Origin of the sequence: Nocardiopsis oceanisediminis (genome assembly GCF_048595525.1) — a bacterium.
Taxonomy (GTDB): domain Bacteria; phylum Actinomycetota; class Actinomycetes; order Streptosporangiales; family Streptosporangiaceae; genus Nocardiopsis_A; species Nocardiopsis_A oceanisediminis.
Genome location: NZ_JAFMZJ010000001.1, coordinates 275,027 through 291,732, shown reverse-complemented (window position 1 = coordinate 291,732; position 16,706 = coordinate 275,027). Strand labels below are relative to the sequence as shown.

Below are 16,706 nucleotides of genomic sequence, written 5' to 3'. Positions count from 1 at the left end.
CCCGATCATGACCGGCCTGATGGGGTGGCGATGACGGAACTCGACCAGAGCGACGACCTGCCCGGCGAAGGCGACTTCGCGGCCGTCGCCTACCGTGAGGACGATCTCTGGGACGTCTACCTGCTCCCCGAGGTCCTCACCAGGGATTTCAAGGGCCTGCTGCACGCGCTCCGGCAGCAGCCCAGTATCAGCGGCGCCATCGGCCTGCTCTCGATCGGTGACGACTTCTTCATCATCGTCCGGATGTACGGCCTGGACAACGTCAGCGTCTTCCTCTCCGACGTGACCGCTTCGGTGGACTGGCCGGTGGCCCGGGAGGTGCTGGACTACCTGGACATCGACGTCCCCGACGACGAGGACCTGGACCAGGTGCTCCCCGCGGGCGACCTGTCCATCCTCGCCGACCTCGGTCTGGAGGAGATGGAGCTGGGCGCCCTCGCCGGCGATCTCGACCTGTACCCGGACGAGGTGCTGGCCAGCGTCTCCGAGCGGCTCGGATTCCAGCAGGCGTTCCAGCGTGCCCTGGACAGCATGGGGTAGGGGATTCCACGGCCCGCCGCCGGGGCGGGGCCCCGGGAGGAGAGAGGACGGGATCACGCGGTGTCGACCTTCTCAGCGGTCTTCTTCCCCGCCGCGGCGGGCTGGGGCGCGGCCGAGGTGGACGCGGCGGACGCCGCGACCATCGACGACCTGGCCGATGCGGTGCGCGACGCGGCAGGCGCGGTCGATCCCGGCGCCGTGGACGGCACGATGCTCCTCTTCCTGGAGGCCGACGACGAGTGGTTCGGCGTGCTCCGGGTGGACGACCGCGCCGAGCCGCGGGTGTTCCTCTCCGACACCCGCTCGGTGCACGACCACCCGGTCGCCGCGCTGTTCCTGGAGAGCGGCACGATCACCGCTCCGGAGCAGGTCGAGGGGACCGGGCAGAAGCCCGGGTCGCGGCCGGGCGGGGACGGCTCGCTCCTCGCGGACCTCGGCGTCCCGGCCGAGGAGCTGCTCTCGCTGACCACGGCCGAGGGGGCGCTGCCCGCGGACGTGCTCGCCGAGCTGGCGGAGCGGGCGGGCTTCGCCGACCACTTCGACGCGCTGCGGATCTGACGGGGAGCACGGGGGAACGTGGACGGCACCGGTGCGGGCGGCGGCCCGCTGCAGGACCGCGCCCTGCTGGACGCGGCGCTGGAGCGGGCCCTGGAGGAGGGCGAGCGGGCCCTGCGGACCGGGGACGTGCCGGTCGGCGCGGTCGTACTGGACGCGTCGGGGCGGGAGATCGGAGCCGGCCGCAACGAGCGGGAGGCCGCAGGGGACCCGACGGCCCACGCCGAGGTCCTCGCGCTGCGCGCCGCCGCCCGGCGGCTGGGCGGCTGGCGGCTGGCCGGCTGCACCCTGGTGGTCACCCTGGAGCCGTGCACGATGTGCGCCGGCGCCGCGGTGCTGTCCCGGGTCGACCGGATCGCCTACGGTGCCCGGGACGCCAAGGCGGGCGCCGCCGGATCCCTCTGGGACCTGGTCCGCGACCCCAGGATGAACCACCGCCCCGAGGTGGTCCCCCCGGACCTGCTCTCCCCGCGGCTGGGGGAGCGGTGCGCGGATCTGCTCACCGATTTCTTCTCCGGCCGCCGTTTCAGGTAGAGTTCCTCTCGGTGGAGTCGCCTAGTGGCCGATGGCGCTCGCCTCGAAAGCGAGTGAAGGGCAACCTTCCGTGGGTTCAAATCCCACCTCCACCGCTTCCGGCCCGGGTTCACACTGGTGAGCCCGGGCCTTCTTCGTGTCCGGGGAGCGCGCTCCCGCTCGCGTTGCACATTCAGTGCACACGGCGGCCGACCGGTTTCCGGGCGTGCCGGAGGCATCGCCGGAGAACCGGCGCCGGGGCCGTCGGCGCGCAGCCGCCGGGGCAGGGGCGCTGCGTGCTTCCCTCCTCCCTCAGTCCTGCGCCGTCAGTGCCGCCAGCGGCCCGGCGAAGCCGGGCGGCGGCGCCTGCATCCGGGCTTCGAGCCGCTCGGGGGTGGTCTCGTGCAGCGTCGGCGCCGCGCCCGGGACGCCGAGGTTGGTCGCCACCCATGCGGCGGGCCGGCCGCGGTCGTCGAGGGAGCGCCACACGCGCCACTTCCCGGCGTGCTCGGTGTTGAGTCGCCGCAGGGCCGCTTCGTCCGGGGGCACGGGAACGCGGCATTCGGCGGTGGTGTGGACGGCGCGCACGGCGTAGACGTCGGCGTCGGGCGCCTGCTCGACCAGCTCGACGGCGGCGTCCATGGCGCGCGCCCAGTCCCCGAGGGTGACGAGGTCGTCGAAGCGGAGCGGTTCAGGTCCGGCGTTCATCGTGCGCTCACCGCCGCCACGCGCGGGCGGGGCCGGTTGGTGCGCTGCCGCACCAGCTGCGCGAGTGCGTCGAGCGTCGGGCGCTCCTGCAGGCCTGTGGTGTCCATGGCGTAGAAGTGGCCGGAGGTCTCGCCGAATCAGATGACCAGGTGCGGGTACTGGGCCTGCAGCCGCGCGGCCGCGGCGTGCGCGCCTGCGTGGTCCGGAGAACGCCCCCACCGCGTCATCATCTGGCCGGTGCGGGGGTTAGGGTCTGCCATGTCGTCAGCTCCTCGATAGCTGGTGACCGTGCCCCCGGACGCCTGATCCGCGTTGCGGGGGTCTTTCGTCGATCGGGGATCGCCGCCTGCTCCGCAGAGAGGGAGGGGAGCGCCTCCGATGCTCTCCAGCCTTGTGACCGCAGGGGGACGGGGGAACTTCGCAGAGGACGCCCCAGGGGACGTCTTGAGTGAGGTAAAACGTCCCCATGCCCCCTAACGAACGGCTGCGCACCGCGATAGCAGCGGCCGGAGAGACGACACGGACCCTCGCCGAGACCGTCGGAACCGATCCGAAGACCATCGAGCGATGGGTGAACACCGGGCGGACGCCGCACCGGCGCAACGCGCATCGCGTGGCCGAAGCCCTGGAAGAGGACGTCGCCTACCTGTGGCCCCGGCTCGACGCCCCGAGGAAGAGCGGGACGACTCCGCACGCCGAGCTCATCAGGATCTACCCGCAGCGCTCGGACGTCCCGTTGGAGGCGTGGCGGGCCATGTTCGAGCGGGCGCAGAGCACCATCGAAGTCATGGTCTACGCGGCCGTGTTCCTGCACGAGCAGATGCCCGACTGGAACGACCTGCTCAGGGCGAAGGCCGCGGCCGGCTGCCGGGTGCGCATCCTCATCGGCGATCCGGACAGCGAAGCCGTCCGGCTGCGGGGCCGAGAAGAGAAGTTCGGGCACGGCATCGAATCGCGCTGCCGCCTGGCACGGCTGCACTACGCCCCGGTGCTCGGCGTCGAGGGCATCGACGTCGCCCAGCACGCGACCACCTTGTACAACTCGGTCTACCGGGCCGACGGCGAGCTGTTCGCCAACACCCATGTGTACGGGGCCAACGCCTACGCCAACCCCGTCTTCCACCTGCGGCGCCGGCAGGAGCACGGCATGTTCGACGCCTACGCCGCGAGCTTCGAGGCCGTATGGTCCGCCGCCGAGCCGATCAGGGAGTGAGCCCATGGGCCGCACCGAGTACTACGACGACCCCCACGCCCCGACTCCTAACAACGTGGTCGTCGCCGCCAGTGCCGCGGTCTTCGACGACCGGGGGCGGATCCTGCTGCAGCGGCGCGCCGACAGCGGGCTGTGGGCGCTGCCCGGCGGCGGCATGGAGATGAGCGAGAGCCTGCCGGATGCGGCCGTGCGCGAGGTCAAGGAGGAGACCGGCTACGACGTCGAGATCACCGGTCTGGTCGGCACCTACACCGACCCCCGCCATGTGATCGCCTACGACGACGGCGAGGTCCGCCGCCAGTTCAACATCTGCTTCCGCGCCCGCCTGCTCGGCGGGGAATTGGCCGTCAGCGACGAATCGACCGCCGTCCGCTGGGTGGGCGCCGACGAGCTCGACGAGCTTCCGACGCACCACACCCAGCGGTTGCGCCTCCGCCACGCAATCGGTGGGGAAACAGGCCCCTACCTGGGCTGAGGCCGGGAGTGTCCGCGTACACATTCAGTACATGCGAACCCGGTGAGCACGGGGATTCCGAGTGATCCCGGATGACCTCGGACTGCAGGTCAACCGGGCATCACGGGGCTACGCCCCTGGTGAGTCGCCGCCGTCGGCAGGGCAACCTTCCGTGGGTTCAAATCCCACCTCCACCGCTTCCGGCCCGGGTTCACACTGGTGAGCCCGGGCCTTCTTCGTGTCCGGGGCCCTCCGGCGGCGGGTCAGCCGATCGGGGTGGTCTGGGCCAGGGCGATCCGCCAGTCGCCGCCGTCCCGGGTCAGCACGTAGCTCATGGCGCCCTTGAGGGGGAGTTCGGAGGCCTCCTGCGCCTCGGGGCGCTCGTCGTGGACCGTCTTGGTCAGGCTCACGATGGCGGTGTCGGGGCCGGCGAACCCGATCTTCTCCACCTCCAGCGTGGTCCGGACGTTCTTGAGCGGGGAGGAGAGGGCGCCGGCCATGGCCGAGGCGAACGCCTCGCGGCCGAAGAGGCGGCGCCCCGCGATGTTGATGATCACCACATCGTCGGTGTGCAGCGCGGGCAGGACCTCCGGGTCGGTCTGCGCCTCCTGGGAGCGGGCGACGAGTTCGCGGATCCGCGCCTCGTCGAGGTCGCGGCCGGACAGGGCGGAGTTCGTGTTCGTCATGGCGGGGAGGCTACGACCTCAATGGAGGTTCAGGTCAATCCCGCGGCCGCCCCGGGGCGGAGCGGGGCGGCGGCCGTCCGGCGCGATACTGGGGAGGGCCGTGAGCTGGGGGAGACCTCCCCGGTCCGCCGAATACCTGCGAGAGCGACGCCGAGGGAGCGACCGTGAGCGACGAGGGCCGCGAGAACCTGACCTACGAGCTGTTCGGGACGGCCATGCGCGAGTTGGCGCAGTCCATCGCCGATGACGGCTATGAGCCCGACATCATCCTGTCGATCGCCCGGGGCGGCCTGTTCGTGGCCGGCGGGCTGGGCTACGCGCTGGACGTGAAGAACCTGCACGTGATGAACGTGGAGTTCTACACCGGGGTGGGGGAGACGCTGGACATGCCGGTGATGCTTCCGCCGGTGCCCAACGCGGTGGACCTGGGCCGGAAGAAGGTGCTGGTGGCCGACGACGTCGCGGACACCGGCAAGACGCTCAAACTGGTGCACGACTTCTGCGAGGAGCACGTCGCCGAGGTGCGCAGCGCGGTCATCTACGAGAAGCCGCAGTCCCTGGTGAAGTGCGAGTACGTGTGGAAGCGCACGGACGCCTGGATCAACTTCCCGTGGTCGGTGGAGCCCCCGGTGGTGAAGCGCGCCGGGCAGGTGCTGGACGCCTGAGCGGCCGCCCGCTCCGGGGCGGCGGGCGCCACCGGAGCCCCGGAGCGGGGGCGGTACGGGTGTGCGACCGCCGCCGCGCCGGGGCCCGGCGGCCTTCGCGCGGCTCTGCGGCGCCCGCGCCCCGGTGGTGTACCGGTTCGCGGTGCGCCGCCGGGGGCCGCGGCACCGGCGAGCGCGGGCGGCCGACGGGAACGGCGGCCCGCGGGGCCGTTGACAGCGCCGGGGTCCGGGCCTACCTTCGCCGAAACGGACAGGAAGGTTTCCTGTCAATTAAGGGCGGCCGTACCGGCCCGGACCCTTGGAGTGCCCTGTGCGACGCATCCCCCGCTTCCTCGCCACCGCCGCCGCGGCCCTGCTCGCGGCCACGCTCGCGCCGGCCCCCGCCGCCGCGGAACCCGCTGCCGCCGCCCCGGTCCCGGACCGGGCGCTCGCCGGCTACCTGCATGCCGGCTTCGCCAACGGGTCGGGCTGGGTGGACCTGGCCGACGTGCCCGACCAGTGGGACATCATCCACCTCGCCTTCGCCGAACCCACCTCGCCGACCTCCGGGCGGCTGGAGTTCGAGCTCTGCCCGGCCGCGGAGTGCCCCGGCGTCCCCACCGAGCAGGAGTTCACCGCCCAGATCGACGCCGCGCAGGCGCGCGGGAAGAAGGTCGTGCTCTCGGTCGGCGGGCAGAACGGCCAGGTCTCCCTGGAGACCCCGGCCGCCCGCGACGCGTTCGTCCGGTCGGCCTCGGCGATCATCGACCGCTACGGCCTGGACGGCATCGACATCGATTTCGAGGGCCACTCGCTCTACCTGGACGAGGGCGACACCGACTTCCGCTCGCCCACCACACCGGTGATCACCAATCTGATCGGAGCGCTGCGCGACCTGACCGGCCGCTACGGCCCGGACTTCGTGCTCACCATGGCGCCGGAGACGTTCTTCGTGCAGGTCGGCCACCAGTTCTACGGCAGAGGGAAGTGGGGCGGCGCCGACCCGCGGGCCGGCGCCTACCTGCCGGTGATCCACGCGCTGCGGGACCGGCTCACCCTGCTCCACGTCCAGCACTACAACTCCGGCCCGGTGATGGGCCTGGACGGGCAGTACCACACCATGGGCACCGCCGACTTCCACCAGGCGATGGCGGACATGGTGCTCACCGGCTTCCCGGTCGGGGGCGACGCCTCGCAGGTCTTCCCGCCGCTGGACCCCGGACAGGTGGCCATCGGCCTGCCCGCGTCCCCGCACGCGGGCAACGGCCACACCCCGGTCGCCGAGGTCCGGTCCGCCTGGGACTGCCTGACCACCGGCGCGGGATGCTCCGGCTACACCCCGGCCAAGGCCCACCCCGGGCTGCGCGGCCTGATGGCCTGGTCGATCAACTGGGACCGGTACAACGGCGACGAGTTCGCCACCGAGCACGGCCGGTACCTGGGCTGACCCCGCTCGGACACGGGCCCCGACCGCGCACCCGGCCGGGGCCTCCGCCGCTCCTCCGGCCGCCGTCCCGGGGCCCGGTGCCCTATTCCTCGTCCGCGGCGGCGCGCTCGTAGGCCAGGGTGAGCTCGGCGAGGACGCCGCCGGAGGGCTGCGGCCGGCCTTCGAGGTGCACGGCGCGGAGCTCGTCCATGAACCGCTCCCCCAGCTCGGGGCCGCCGCGGGCGAGGAGCTCGGCGCGGACGGACAGCTCGCGCGATGCGGGGAGCCACCGGGAGCCCCAGGCGCCCAGCTGGGTCATGACCGGAACGAGCTGGATCGCCGCCTCGGTGAGCCGGTATTCGATCTTCTGCCGGTGGGTCGGGTCGTCGTGCCGGGTGAGCAGGCCCGCGTCGACCAGCTTGGCCAGGCGGGCGGCGAGGATGTTCGACGCGATCCCCTCGACCGAATCGGTGAGCAGCCCGCGGAAGCGCCGGTGCCCGCCGAACATGATGTCGCGCAGCACGACCAGGCTCCACCGGTCGCCCAGCAGCTCGACGGTCAGGTTGATCGGGCAGCCGGACCTCCCCTGGGGGACGGGCAGGCGGCCGGTCCGCGGCGTTCCTGTCACACCCTCACGGTAATAATGGCGGACAACCGGTTGCACGGTGCAATCGGAATTCTCCACCGATCGAGGAGGACGCATGTCGCAGCTGCTGAGGGTGCAGTGCTTCACCGTGTCGCGGGACGGGTTCGGCACCGGGGAGGGGCAGAGCCTGGAGCGGCCCTTCGGGCACGCGGACCCCGCCGACCTCATGTCCTGGGCGGGCGCCACCGCCAGCTGGCCGAACCGCACCGAGCCCGGCGGCACCCGGGGCCTGGACGACTACCTGGTCCGCGAGTTCACCCGCGGCATCGGGGCGGAGATCATGGGGCGGAACAAGTTCGGCCCCCAGCGCGGCCCGTGGAAGGACCACGAGTGGAAGGGGTGGTGGGGGGAGAACCCGCCGTTCCACACCCCGGTCTTCGTGCTCACCCGCCACGAGCGGCCGTCGTTCACCCTGGCCGACACCACGTTCCACTTCCTCGACGCGTCGCCGGCCGAGGCGCTGGCCCGCGCCAAGGAGGCGGCCGGCGGACAGGACGTGCGCCTCGGCGGCGGCGTCGCCACCATCCGGGCCTTCCTCGAGGCCGACCTGGTCGACACCATGCACATCGCCGTCGCCCCCATCGACCTCGGCCGGGGCGAGCGGCTGTGGGAGAGCCGCACCGAACTGCTCGACCGGTTCCACCTCGACGTGGTGCCGAGCCCCAGCGGAGTCACCCACCTGCTGTTCTGGAGGCGCTGACCTCCGGTCCGGAGCACCCCGGACACGACGAAGGCCCCGACCGCGCACCCGGTCGGGGCCCTTCGTTCTGCCTCGTAGAGGCTGGCGGAGGATACGAGATTCGAACTCGTGAGGGGTTGCCCCCAACACGCTTTCCAATCCCGCATCACACCGTTCACGGGCGAGCAGCGGCGTGCTGCCGTGCGATTCTCCTACTCTCCGGCTGCCTCCGAACCGCTCTGAACGGCGGTGAATGAGACTGGAACTGAGACTAAGTTGCGGCTCTCAGATGCCCTGTGCACAGCGGTTTTCGGGGCGGCTCCGAACACTCGCGAGCACTTCCCCTCGCCTGCCTCAGAGCGCCTCAGGGCGTCGTTAGTCGATCTTCGTCACTGCCGACTCTGTCAGCAGCCTTCACGGACCAGAGTGATGCCGGAGGACCGGGCTGTGGCCTTCCTCTGGAAGAGCGCGCCCGACTGGCGGTGTTCCAGGTCGACAAGGCGCACCAGGTCGAACCCCTCCTCCTGGTAGTAGCGATGCAGACGCTCGTTGGTCTTCCAGGCATCCAGCCGCACCCACGGCAAGCCGGCTTCCTCTGCGAGGACCCCCGCCAAATCGAGCAGGGAAGCTCCGAGCTTGCGCCCCGCCCAGGCCCGGTCGATGGCCATCTTGTGCACATACAGAGCGTCTTCCGGGCGGTCTCCGGCTTCCCAGAAGTCGGGATCCGCGTTGCGGTCGATAGTGGCCGCAGCGATCACCTCTCCCTCCCGCAGGACGACGTAGAGGGTACGGGCTTCCACATCACGCTCGATCACGTTGACCGGGGGAGGGTACTGCCACTGATCCGACCCCTGGGAAGTCAGCCAGGAACTGGCCTCAGCCATCATTTCCGCGACGCGGGGGACATCAGCACAGTCGGCATTTCGAACGAGATATTCAGTCACTCCCAGTCCTCCGGAACATCGAATTCATGAGCGATTACGTACACATCTCCCGGGAGTACGGTTACTGCGCAGCGAATCGGCTTCCCTTCCGAGGTGTAGCCGGTGCGGATATGCTCCGCCACCGGAGTACCCGACTGTAGAGAGAGACGGTCTGTCTCCTCTGCCGACGGCATACGAATCCAGGTCTCGTCGAGCAGGCGAGCCTGCTCATACCCCAGGTCAACCAGAACACGAAGAGCGCCGCGCGAAATATCACGCGGATCAACTATCTCACTGTCTTTGACGACGCCATGCGGAAAGTATGTGTCATTCACCTGCGATGGCCGACCGTCAAGAAATCGCAGCCGTCGACGCACTACAGCCAGCTCATCAGGAGCAAGGTCGAGCCGCTTGGCAATGAACTTCGGGGGAACCAGAACCTCCACAGAGATGTCTTGACGGGGCTCACGCCCTTCACTCGAAAACCGAGTCAGAAACTGGTCCATCTCAGGATTCTTGGCCCTTTTAACCAGTTCCTCTTGGGGCCTGTACACGATCGGTTCACGCCGCCGAACCTCCCGCCGTCGCCCCTGCCCCGAGGTGATCAGCCCTTCTGAAGTCAGGACCGACAGGGCCTTCTGAACCGTTGCCCGCGATACCCCACAACGCTCCATCAGGTCATGCTCAGACGGTAGAGCCCCCCCAGGGGGGAGGGCACCTGACTCGATGTCAGCGCGTAGGTCACCGGCCAGCTGGAGGTACAGCGGCCCTTTTCCCCTGCTCACAAGGCATCCCACCCAACGTCGCTGCTTGACCGGTCAAGAATATCAGCGAATCCACTTGACCGGTCAGGTCGATTCGTGTTTGCATCTTCTTGTCCGGTCAAGCAGCACATGAAGGCATGACCGGGCTACTTCACCCGCACAGTGGACTCGGCACACAGGCCGTGGAAGCCCGGGTGCATGCGTTTTGACAACTCAACAGTGCGTAACGCCCTGACCCCATCCCGCACACACGGGACGGCGACGGGAAGCCGTGGACCACGACGGAACCGCCCCGCCGGCGAGCAGCCGGGGAGCCGCTTCCGCGACGTATGGCCGCGCCACACAGCATCCGTGCGATGCCCATCCCGCCCTTCGGGGCGGGCTTGGGGACCGCACGGCCACCACCCGACAACGTTCTGACCAAAGGAGCCCTGATGTACCGCTTCCCTCTACCCGCGCACATCCCTGCGGGGATCGACCCCGCCCTGTTCGCCGAGCTGTCCGCCCCGCGCGGCCTCTGCGAGCCGCTGCAGGACCACCTGGCCCGCACCACCGCCCTGGCCGACATCCTCGCCGACCTGCCGCCCGCCGAGACCTCCCCCCGCTTCGACCGCTTCACCGCCGAGGAGGCCGCATGATCCCCGCTGACCCGACCACCGCCGTCCTGGCCTACGCGGCGCTCTACACCGGCCACCACATCGGCGACTACCTGCTGCAGTCCGACCACCAAGCCCTCACCAAGGGGCGGTGCGGCCACGCGGGGCGGATGGCCTGCACCCGCCACGTCCTGGTCCTGACCGTCGCCCAGGCGCTCGCGCTGGTGCTGGTGCTGGGCGCGACCGGTACCGCGGTCTCCCCCTGGGCGGTGCCGGCGGGCCTCGCCATCAACGCGGTGACGCACTGGTGGGCCGACCGGCGGGCCACCCTGCGGGGCCTGGTGCTGGCCACCGAGCCGATGACCCACAAGACCACCTACTACGACAACGGCGGCGCCGAGCGGATGGACCAGGCCTGGCACGTGGCCTGGATGATCCCGGCCGCGCTGGCCATCGCCGCCCCGGCCCCGCTGGCCCTGGCCGTGGCCGCCGCCTCCGCGGTGGTGCTGGCGGCCGCCGGAGCCGCCTCCCGCCGAGCGCTGGCGGCCGAGGCCCCCGCCTGATCCGGCCGGTGCCTCTGCGCCCACCGCCCAGCGGTGGAGCGGAGGGACCGACCGGAGGAGCCGACGGCCCCGGCCGCCCCTCCCCGCCCCCGGCCGTCATCGATCCGGTGACCGGCTGACCCGATGAAAGGACGAATCCCATGTCTTTCGGCTTCTGGTTCGACAGCGAGCCCAAGGGCCGCTCCCCGCAGGAGCGCCAGCGCACCACCTGCGACGCGTGCGGGCTCACCGCCAGCCCGGACCTGCTCGTCGCCTACGACGGCGACACCCTGTGCACTTCCTGCCACCGGGAGCTCGCCCAGTGAGCGGCGAGTGCGTCTTCTGCCGGATCTGCGCCGGCACCGCCCCGGCCGAGGTCGTGCACTCCTGGCCGGACGCGCTGGCCATCCGGCCCCGCTCCGGCGGCGTCCACCCCGGCCACGTCCTGGTGCTGCCCCGCGCCCACGTGCGCGACGCCGCCGCCGAGCCGGCCGTCACCGCGGCGGTCATGGGCCGGGCCGCCGAGCTGGCCGCCGCGCTGGGCCAGGACAGCAACCTCATCGCCAACATCGGCGAGGCCGCCACCCAGACCGTGTTCCACCTGCACGTCCACCTGGTCCCCCGGGCCGCCGGCGACGGCCTGGCCCTGCCCTGGGCCCCGGCCGCCTGACCACCGACACCAGCGAGGAGAACTCATGCCCGACGTGAACGACCGCGAGTTCTGGGAGCAGCAGCGCCAGAAGCAGATCGAGGCCGACAAGGCGCTGATGAAGGCCCAGGAAGAGGCCATGACGCGCGACGAGGAAGAGCGCCGGAAGAAGAAGTAGCCCCCCTTCGGCCTGTCCCGGCCCCGGGCCGCGCCCGCTCACGACGGAGACAGGCACCACCCCGACCCGCACCACCCGAACCCGACGAAGGAGCACACCCATGTCCCTGACCACCCGCACCCTGACCGCCCCCGCCACCGGGCGCATGGCCCTCGACCTGTCCGCCGCCGACCTGGAGGCCGAGGTGGTCTTCACCGCCGGGGCCGGCCAGGCCCGCATCGAGCTGTCCGGCCCGGCCGAGGTCGTCGAGGCGGCCACCGCCGCCCAGGACGCCGGCACCTGGCGCATCCGCGTCCCCGAGCCCGCCCCCACCGTCCTGGGCGGAGGGGGCGTCACCGTCATCGGGGGCTCCGTCCGCGGGTCGATCGTCGTCAGCGGCGGCACCACCGTCATCAACGGCCGCGTCTTCGGGCGCGGCACCGCGGTCATCACCGACACCGGGGAGCCGGTGAGGGCGCGGGTGGTGCTGCCCGCCGGCGCCGACCTGGTCACCGACATCACCGCCGGCAGCCTAACCACCCGCGGGCGGGCCGGGGCCATCGACCACACCGGCCACAGCGCCTGCCTGCGCGTGGCCGAGGCCGACTCGGTGGCCGCCACCCTCCACAACGGCACCGTCCGCGTCGGGGAGGTGATCGGCGAGGCCGACGTGCGCACCCACAACGGCGCGATCACCGTCGGCCGCACCGGTTCCCACACCCGGGCCGCCACCCACAACGGGGCCGTCGCGATCACGGCCGGCGGCGACGGGCCGATCCGCGCCACCACCCACAACGGGCCCATCACGATCCGCCGGGCGGGCTTCTCCCCCAAGGTGCGCACCCGCACCCACAACGGGTCCGAGCACATCGACTGACCAGGCAGGAGCCCCGATGCCCCGCTACACCAACCGCGACGGAGGCCTCCCCATGGAGTCGACCCCGCAGGAGCACTACCGGCGCGCCCTGGACTTGAAGAACAAGGCCCGCGAGCGCGGCCACACCACCGCCGGGCTCGCACTGCGCCAGGACGCCTTGGTGGAGGCGGCCCTGTCCATCGCAGCCTCCCTGATCCAGCAGCGGGAGGAGGCCTGATGACCACCACCGAGCTGATCCACACCGCCGGTATCGCCGTTGCGCTGCTGGTCCTGCTGGCCGCACTGGTGGTGATCGTGTTGCGGCTGCTGGCGCTGCCGCTGACCGCCGCCGCCCTGGCCCTGGACACCGCCGCGTCGGGAATCACCCGGGCTCTGTCCCCACCAGCCCCGCCCGCGCCTTCACGAGGAGGTTCCCGATGAAGACGACGACCCCGACCGCTGAGGAACTCACCGAGAAGCTCACCCGCGAACGGAGCCTGAAGAGTGCCAAAGAGAAGGACCGCCTGGCCCGGATGCGCGACCAGGCCGACCGGGAGCGCGAGGAGCGCGCAATCCGGCGGGAGGCCGCCCGGGACCGCAACGCTGCGGCCTTGGAGAAGGCCAAGCTTGCCGCTGATCTGGCCCAGTCGGCCGAGGCCCGGGTGCTGCGTGTGCAGCGCACCCGCGCCCTGACCCTCGCCGTCCTGCTGCCGATCCTGGCAGCGTTCGGGGTCTGGTCGACCGCCGGAGTGCACGCCGGTGCGACCACCCTGCTAGGAGCCGAGGCCTACTCGCCGATGTGGTGGGCGCTGTGGCTGCTGGAACCGGCTCTGCTGGGGACGGTCGCCTGGATCATCGTGTGCCGGGCCCGCCTGTCCTCGAGCGGCGGCGACCTCGACGACCAGGCCGAGCACATCATGTGGGGGTGCCTGAGCGTGAGCATCCTGCTCAACGCGATCGGCCACTGGCCCACCGTGTGGCCGGCCGGGTTCGGGGCGCTGCTGGTGCACTCCCTGGGGCCCGTCGGGGCCGCGATGACCGCCCACCTGATCGGGCTGATCGAAGACGGCGTCTCCCGCGCCCGCCCTTCCGAGGGGCCGGGGGTGCGCACTCTCGCGGACCTGTCCCGAAAGACCGGGGACCACTCTTCCCAGGGAGAGGCCGAGGAGCCTTCCGAGAGTGCTGCTGAGCACGCTCAGGCGCCGCTGTCGGGGTGGGTGCAGGTCCCGGCCGGGACGGTGCTGCTGCCGCTCGTGGCGCGCACCCCCCGAAGGGCCATCACCACCGGCGGCCGCACCACCCCTGGGAAGCCGCAGCGAACCACCGCCGACCAGGGCGGAGACCACTCCTCGGAAGAGGGGGCCCGGCCCCGTCCGAACAAGGGCCGCAAGGTCCCGCCCTCGGCCCGTAAGAGCGCACCTGCGAAGTCCGCTCGGGCGCTCTCGGACGAGGAACTGGCCGAACAGCTGGCCACGGCCATCGCCGACTCGGGGGTGTCTCAGGAGCCCTCCGTGGCCGCCGTTCAGAAGGCTCTCGGGATCGGGTTCGAGCGGGCCAAGCGCGTCATGGCCCTGCACTCCCAGAAGACCGCCGGCCCCGCCCTGAGCGTGGTCTCCGAGGACGAGGAGGCCGCCTGATGTTCGGCCTTTCCAACCTGTTCGGCGCAGGGCACGACCCCGAGGCCGACTCGGCCTACGTGCAGCCCTACGCCCTAGCGGACGGCAGCCGCGCCTACCAGGCCCGCTGCTCATGCGGCTGGTTCTCCGACATCTACATCGACGACCTGCAGTTCGTGCGCGACCTGCGCCAGCAGCACGCCGACACCGGCCAGTAGCCCCGCCTGCGGGGCGGCGGCCACACCCACCGACCGCCGCCCCGGCAAAGGAGCACTCAGCATGTCCCACCCCGACCCCTGCGACCAGATCGACGGAACGGTCGTGGCCTTCCCGACCCGCCCTACGATCGGCGCCGCACCCGAACCCGACCGCGCTGACGGGCCCGGGGTCGAATACGTCGACCCCGCCGACGTCGAACTCCTTCCCGGCGGGGAGGAGGGAGCGGCCTCGCGCCCAGTCGACGCCCTGCCGACCGCCCGCGGCGGCTGGATCGAGGACCACCGGGCGCTGCTGGACCAGGCGCCGGCCCTGGTGCCCTCCTACCTGCGCGACAAGCAGGAGTTCAGCGACAACGCCCGGTTCATCGTGGAGTACTACGCCCGCATGGGCGCCTACCGCGCCACCCGCTCCCCGGTCTACCTGCTCAAACTCCTCTCCCGCTCCCCGCGGGGCATGGGTCGCGCGGTGGCGGTGTGGGGCCGGTGGGCCTTCGACACCGAGGCCAACGAGCTGCGGCGCGCGGCGGCGGGCAGCTCGCGCACCTCCGAGTACATGATGCTGTCGCGCCAGCACACCGCCCGGGTCCGCTCCCGCCTGGTGTCCTCCCTGGTGGTAGCGCTGGGCGTGACCACCGTCGGGGCGGTCGCGCTGGCCTCGGCCCCGGCGTGGGCGTCCATGAGCGGCATCATCGCGATGCTGGCGCTGTTCGGCGCAGCCGGCGCCAGGGCCGACGCCAAGCCGATCGTGGAACGCTGGACCTCCCCGCACATCCAGCGCGAACTCACCTCGACCGAGGTCGTCGCCGCCCTGGAGGCCATCGGGGTCAAGGGCGAGATCGACTTCGTCAACCCCATCCAGACCGACGGCCCCGGATGGCGGGCCGAGGTCGACCTGCCGCCGGGCTACCTGACCGAGAAGGTGCTGGAGGAGCGCGCGAAGCTGGCCGGGGCGATGCGCCGCCCGCTGACCACGGTGTGGCCCGAGTCCGACACCGAGGCCCACCCGGGCCGGCTGGTGCTGTGGGTGGCCAAGAAGGACCCGGCCAAGGCCAAGCGCCGCCTGTGGCCGCTTATGCGCGATGGGCAGACCGACCTGTTCGGCGACATCCCCTTCGGGTTCGACCCGCGGGGCCGGGTGATTCCGCTGAACCTGATGTACACCAACCTGCTCATGGGCGGCGTGCCGGGCTCCGGCAAGACCTCCGGGGTCATGGTCGTGGCCCTGGCCGGAGCTCTGGACCCGGCCTGCGAGATGTGGGTGTACGAGATGAAGGGCTCCGGCGACCTGGACCCGGTCCAGCCGGTGTGCCACCGCTACGTTTCCGGTGATGACGATGAGCACTGCGCCTCCGGCCTGGACGCCCTGCGCAAGCTGGAGAAAGAGCTCAAGCGCCGCAAGCAGATCATCGCCGACCTGCCCGCCGACCAGGTGCCCAAGGGACGCAAGGTCTACCCCCACCTCGCCGCGAACAAGCGCCTCGGGCTGCACCCGCTGCTGGCCATCTTCGATGAGGCCCACACCCTCTTCGAGCACGAGGAGTACGGCAAGGAGGCCGCCGACATCGCCGGGCGCCTGGTCCGCAAGGCCCGCGCCTACGGGATCATCCTGGTCATCACCACCCAGCGGCCCGACGCCAAGTCGCTTCCCAAGGTCATCAGCGACAACGTCTCCACCCGGTTCTGCCTGGCGGTCACCGGCCAGCAGGCCAACGACATGGTTCTGGGCACCTCGATGTACAAGAACGGCGTGCGGGCCACCATGTTCGACCCCAAGAAGGAGGCCGGCACCGGCTGGCTGGCCAAATCGTCGCACGACACCCAGATCGTGCGGGCCGCCTTCATCGAGCAGGCCGAGGCCATCGAGATCGGCAAGCGCGCCCTGGCGGTACGCAGGGCCGCCGGGACCCTGACCGGGGAGGCCGCAGGGGAGACCATCGCCGCCGAGGACACCACCACCCTGGTGGACCACCTGGCTTCGGTGTGGCCGGCCGGGGAGGAGACCATGCACTCCGTGCGCCTAGTGGAGGCGCTGGCCGCCTACCGGCCCGAGGCCTATGCCCCCTGGGCCGAGGCCGAGGTGCCGGTCGAGGAGATGACGCCCGAGCAGAAGCGGGCGCATGAGACGCGGATGGCCACGACCCTCTCGAACGCGCTGGCGCCGTTCGGGGTGCCCACCGGCCAGGTCACCAAGCGCGGTGACGGCGGGTCGCGCAAGGGCGTCAAGCGAGCCGATCTGGACGCCGTCCTGGCCCGCCCCAGCGCCTCCGCCGAGGGGGCCTGAGCCGTCGCGGGCGGCTTCGGTGCCCCCGAAACCGGTTTCG

Annotated in this window: 25 protein-coding genes, 1 tRNA gene and 1 pseudogene; 20 read left to right on the top strand and 7 right to left on the bottom strand. The window is 71.5% G+C overall.

Annotated elements, in window-relative coordinates:
- Positions 1 to 30: 30 nt before the first annotated feature.
- From J0910_RS01700 to J0910_RS01685, 4 genes are all read left to right on the top strand, one after another.
- A complete protein-coding gene (locus J0910_RS01700) occupies positions 31 to 540 on the top strand; it encodes a tRNA adenosine deaminase-associated protein (protein ID WP_420156741.1) in 510 nt (169 codons plus the stop codon).
- A 60-nt stretch (positions 541 to 600) separates the two neighbouring features.
- Entirely contained in the window at positions 601 to 1,098 is a 498-nt protein-coding gene (locus J0910_RS01695) for a tRNA adenosine deaminase-associated protein (protein ID WP_420156740.1), read from the top strand.
- A gap of 18 nt (positions 1,099 to 1,116) precedes the next feature.
- Positions 1,117 to 1,629 carry a nucleoside deaminase gene (locus J0910_RS01690; protein WP_420156739.1) on the top strand — a complete coding sequence of 171 codons (513 nt, stop codon included), beginning with the start codon at positions 1,117 to 1,119 and terminating at the stop codon, positions 1,627 to 1,629.
- A gap of 10 nt (positions 1,630 to 1,639) precedes the next feature.
- Positions 1,640 to 1,724, top strand: a tRNA-Ser gene (locus J0910_RS01685).
- Between the two features lie 196 nt (positions 1,725 to 1,920).
- Here J0910_RS01685 and J0910_RS01680 read toward each other — a convergent pair.
- Together J0910_RS01680 and J0910_RS01675 are read right to left on the bottom strand one after the other, a co-directional pair.
- Positions 1,921 to 2,316 carry a hypothetical protein gene (locus J0910_RS01680; RefSeq protein ID WP_420156738.1) on the bottom strand — a complete coding sequence of 132 codons (396 nt, stop codon included), beginning with the start codon at positions 2,314 to 2,316 and terminating at the stop codon, positions 1,921 to 1,923.
- Positions 2,317 to 2,453: 137 nt separating this feature from the next.
- Positions 2,454 to 2,576 carry a hypothetical protein gene (locus J0910_RS01675; RefSeq protein WP_420156737.1) on the bottom strand — a complete coding sequence of 41 codons (123 nt, stop codon included), beginning with the start codon at positions 2,574 to 2,576 and terminating at the stop codon, positions 2,454 to 2,456.
- Positions 2,577 to 2,782: 206 nt separating this feature from the next.
- On the opposite strand from J0910_RS01675, the gene J0910_RS01670 reads away from it, so the two are divergent.
- Together J0910_RS01670 and J0910_RS01665 are read left to right on the top strand one after the other, a co-directional pair.
- On the top strand, positions 2,783 to 3,529 hold the full coding sequence (locus J0910_RS01670) for an XRE family transcriptional regulator (protein ID WP_420156736.1): 747 nt from the start codon (positions 2,783 to 2,785) through the stop codon (positions 3,527 to 3,529).
- A 4-nt stretch (positions 3,530 to 3,533) separates the two neighbouring features.
- On the top strand, positions 3,534 to 4,004 hold the full coding sequence (locus tag J0910_RS01665) for an NUDIX domain-containing protein (protein ID WP_420156735.1): 471 nt from the start codon (positions 3,534 to 3,536) through the stop codon (positions 4,002 to 4,004).
- Positions 4,005 to 4,246: 242 nt separating this feature from the next.
- On the opposite strand, the gene J0910_RS01660 is transcribed toward J0910_RS01665, so the two are convergent.
- Positions 4,247 to 4,669 carry an SgcJ/EcaC family oxidoreductase gene (locus tag J0910_RS01660; RefSeq protein ID WP_420156734.1) on the bottom strand — a complete coding sequence of 141 codons (423 nt, stop codon included), beginning with the start codon at positions 4,667 to 4,669 and terminating at the stop codon, positions 4,247 to 4,249.
- Positions 4,670 to 4,833: 164 nt separating this feature from the next.
- Between J0910_RS01660 and J0910_RS01655 the strand changes: the two genes are divergently transcribed.
- Complete coding sequence (locus J0910_RS01655; protein WP_420156733.1) at positions 4,834 to 5,334, top strand: phosphoribosyltransferase; 501 nt, start codon at positions 4,834 to 4,836, stop codon at positions 5,332 to 5,334.
- 310 nt (positions 5,335 to 5,644) lie between these two features.
- Entirely contained in the window at positions 5,645 to 6,760 is a 1,116-nt protein-coding gene (locus J0910_RS01650) for a chitinase (RefSeq protein WP_420156732.1), read from the top strand.
- Positions 6,761 to 6,842: 82 nt separating this feature from the next.
- Here the strand turns inward: J0910_RS01650 and J0910_RS01645 are convergent, their stop codons facing one another.
- Positions 6,843 to 7,367: a winged helix-turn-helix transcriptional regulator gene (locus J0910_RS01645; RefSeq protein WP_420156731.1), complete on the bottom strand. Its 525-nt coding sequence runs from the start codon at positions 7,365 to 7,367 to the stop codon at positions 6,843 to 6,845.
- A 73-nt stretch (positions 7,368 to 7,440) separates the two neighbouring features.
- On the opposite strand from J0910_RS01645, the gene J0910_RS01640 reads away from it, so the two are divergent.
- Positions 7,441 to 8,085, top strand: a complete 645-nt coding sequence (locus J0910_RS01640; RefSeq protein WP_420156730.1) for a dihydrofolate reductase family protein — start codon at positions 7,441 to 7,443, stop codon at positions 8,083 to 8,085.
- 383 nt (positions 8,086 to 8,468) lie between these two features.
- Here the strand turns inward: J0910_RS01640 and J0910_RS01635 are convergent, their stop codons facing one another.
- The 3 genes and pseudogenes from J0910_RS01635 to J0910_RS01625 form a co-directional block, all read right to left on the bottom strand.
- On the bottom strand, positions 8,469 to 9,008 hold the full coding sequence (locus tag J0910_RS01635; protein ID WP_420156729.1) for a GNAT family N-acetyltransferase: 540 nt from the start codon (positions 9,006 to 9,008) through the stop codon (positions 8,469 to 8,471).
- Positions 9,005 to 9,493, bottom strand: coding sequence for a UTRA domain-containing protein (locus tag J0910_RS01630; RefSeq protein ID WP_420161863.1), 489 nt, complete (start codon positions 9,491 to 9,493; stop codon positions 9,005 to 9,007). The genes J0910_RS01635 and J0910_RS01630 overlap by 4 nt, the downstream gene beginning before the upstream one ends.
- An 87-nt stretch (positions 9,494 to 9,580) precedes the next feature.
- Positions 9,581 to 9,772: pseudogene (locus J0910_RS01625) on the bottom strand (GntR family transcriptional regulator); the annotation flags it as partial.
- A 413-nt stretch (positions 9,773 to 10,185) separates the two neighbouring features.
- Here J0910_RS01625 and J0910_RS01620 point away from each other — a divergent pair.
- The 11 genes from J0910_RS01620 (at position 10,186) to J0910_RS01570 (ending at position 16,666) form a co-directional block, all read left to right on the top strand.
- A complete protein-coding gene (locus tag J0910_RS01620; RefSeq protein WP_420156728.1) occupies positions 10,186 to 10,389 on the top strand; it encodes a hypothetical protein in 204 nt (67 codons plus the stop codon).
- Complete coding sequence (locus J0910_RS01615; RefSeq protein WP_420156727.1) at positions 10,386 to 10,910, top strand: hypothetical protein; 525 nt, start codon at positions 10,386 to 10,388, stop codon at positions 10,908 to 10,910. The genes J0910_RS01620 and J0910_RS01615 overlap by 4 nt, the downstream gene beginning before the upstream one ends.
- A gap of 140 nt (positions 10,911 to 11,050) precedes the next feature.
- Positions 11,051 to 11,215, top strand: a complete 165-nt coding sequence (locus J0910_RS01610; RefSeq protein WP_420156726.1) for a hypothetical protein — start codon at positions 11,051 to 11,053, stop codon at positions 11,213 to 11,215.
- Positions 11,212 to 11,559, top strand: a complete 348-nt coding sequence (locus tag J0910_RS01605; protein ID WP_420156725.1) for an HIT family protein — start codon at positions 11,212 to 11,214, stop codon at positions 11,557 to 11,559. The genes J0910_RS01610 and J0910_RS01605 overlap by 4 nt, the downstream gene beginning before the upstream one ends.
- A gap of 25 nt (positions 11,560 to 11,584) precedes the next feature.
- The gene (locus J0910_RS01600; RefSeq protein WP_420156724.1) at positions 11,585 to 11,716 is read left to right on the top strand and encodes a hypothetical protein; all 132 of its coding nucleotides are present in this window, start codon (positions 11,585 to 11,587) and stop codon (positions 11,714 to 11,716) included.
- A 100-nt stretch (positions 11,717 to 11,816) separates the two neighbouring features.
- Positions 11,817 to 12,572, top strand: a complete 756-nt coding sequence (locus tag J0910_RS01595; protein ID WP_420156723.1) for a DUF4097 family beta strand repeat-containing protein — start codon at positions 11,817 to 11,819, stop codon at positions 12,570 to 12,572.
- Between the two features lie 16 nt (positions 12,573 to 12,588).
- Positions 12,589 to 12,789 (top strand): hypothetical protein, encoded by a 201-nt coding sequence (locus J0910_RS01590; protein ID WP_420156722.1) that lies wholly within the window; start codon positions 12,589 to 12,591, stop codon positions 12,787 to 12,789.
- Positions 12,789 to 12,992, top strand: coding sequence for a hypothetical protein (locus J0910_RS01585; protein WP_420156721.1), 204 nt, complete (start codon positions 12,789 to 12,791; stop codon positions 12,990 to 12,992). Before J0910_RS01590 ends, J0910_RS01585 begins: the two co-directional genes overlap by 1 nt.
- Positions 12,989 to 14,188, top strand: coding sequence for a hypothetical protein (locus J0910_RS01580; protein WP_420156720.1), 1,200 nt, complete (start codon positions 12,989 to 12,991; stop codon positions 14,186 to 14,188). Before J0910_RS01585 ends, J0910_RS01580 begins: the two co-directional genes overlap by 4 nt.
- Positions 14,188 to 14,385 (top strand): hypothetical protein, encoded by a 198-nt coding sequence (locus J0910_RS01575; RefSeq protein ID WP_420156719.1) that lies wholly within the window; start codon positions 14,188 to 14,190, stop codon positions 14,383 to 14,385. The genes J0910_RS01580 and J0910_RS01575 overlap by 1 nt, the downstream gene beginning before the upstream one ends.
- Positions 14,386 to 14,446: 61 nt before the next feature.
- The gene (locus J0910_RS01570) at positions 14,447 to 16,666 is read left to right on the top strand and encodes an FtsK/SpoIIIE domain-containing protein (RefSeq protein WP_420156718.1); all 2,220 of its coding nucleotides are present in this window, start codon (positions 14,447 to 14,449) and stop codon (positions 16,664 to 16,666) included.
- Positions 16,667 to 16,706 lie beyond the last annotated feature (40 nt).

What these genes read in the sequence shown, in the direction of transcription:
- J0910_RS01585 (WP_420156721.1), top strand. Translation starts at nt 12,789, where the DNA reads ATGACCACCACCGAGCTGATCCACACCGCCGGTATCGCCGTTGCGCTG.
- J0910_RS01630 (WP_420161863.1), bottom strand. Translation starts at nt 9,493, where the DNA reads ATGGACCAGTTTCTGACTCGGTTTTCGAGTGAAGGGCGTGAGCCCCGT.
- J0910_RS01575 (WP_420156719.1), top strand. Translation starts at nt 14,188, where the DNA reads ATGTTCGGCCTTTCCAACCTGTTCGGCGCAGGGCACGACCCCGAGGCC.
- J0910_RS01590 (WP_420156722.1), top strand. Translation starts at nt 12,589, where the DNA reads ATGCCCCGCTACACCAACCGCGACGGAGGCCTCCCCATGGAGTCGACC.
- J0910_RS01610 (WP_420156726.1), top strand. Translation starts at nt 11,051, where the DNA reads ATGTCTTTCGGCTTCTGGTTCGACAGCGAGCCCAAGGGCCGCTCCCCG.
- J0910_RS01570 (WP_420156718.1), top strand. Translation starts at nt 14,447, where the DNA reads ATGTCCCACCCCGACCCCTGCGACCAGATCGACGGAACGGTCGTGGCC.
- J0910_RS01600 (WP_420156724.1), top strand. Translation starts at nt 11,585, where the DNA reads ATGCCCGACGTGAACGACCGCGAGTTCTGGGAGCAGCAGCGCCAGAAG.
- J0910_RS01680 (WP_420156738.1), bottom strand. Translation starts at nt 2,316, where the DNA reads ATGAACGCCGGACCTGAACCGCTCCGCTTCGACGACCTCGTCACCCTC.
- J0910_RS01660 (WP_420156734.1), bottom strand. Translation starts at nt 4,669, where the DNA reads ATGACGAACACGAACTCCGCCCTGTCCGGCCGCGACCTCGACGAGGCG.
- J0910_RS01615 (WP_420156727.1), top strand. Translation starts at nt 10,386, where the DNA reads ATGATCCCCGCTGACCCGACCACCGCCGTCCTGGCCTACGCGGCGCTC.
- J0910_RS01665 (WP_420156735.1), top strand. Translation starts at nt 3,534, where the DNA reads ATGGGCCGCACCGAGTACTACGACGACCCCCACGCCCCGACTCCTAAC.
- J0910_RS01700 (WP_420156741.1), top strand. Translation starts at nt 31, where the DNA reads ATGACGGAACTCGACCAGAGCGACGACCTGCCCGGCGAAGGCGACTTC.
- J0910_RS01580 (WP_420156720.1), top strand. Translation starts at nt 12,989, where the DNA reads ATGAAGACGACGACCCCGACCGCTGAGGAACTCACCGAGAAGCTCACC.
- J0910_RS01675 (WP_420156737.1), bottom strand. Translation starts at nt 2,576, where the DNA reads ATGGCAGACCCTAACCCCCGCACCGGCCAGATGATGACGCGGTGGGGG.
- J0910_RS01640 (WP_420156730.1), top strand. Translation starts at nt 7,441, where the DNA reads ATGTCGCAGCTGCTGAGGGTGCAGTGCTTCACCGTGTCGCGGGACGGG.
- J0910_RS01595 (WP_420156723.1), top strand. Translation starts at nt 11,817, where the DNA reads ATGTCCCTGACCACCCGCACCCTGACCGCCCCCGCCACCGGGCGCATG.
- J0910_RS01670 (WP_420156736.1), top strand. Translation starts at nt 2,783, where the DNA reads ATGCCCCCTAACGAACGGCTGCGCACCGCGATAGCAGCGGCCGGAGAG.
- J0910_RS01620 (WP_420156728.1), top strand. Translation starts at nt 10,186, where the DNA reads ATGTACCGCTTCCCTCTACCCGCGCACATCCCTGCGGGGATCGACCCC.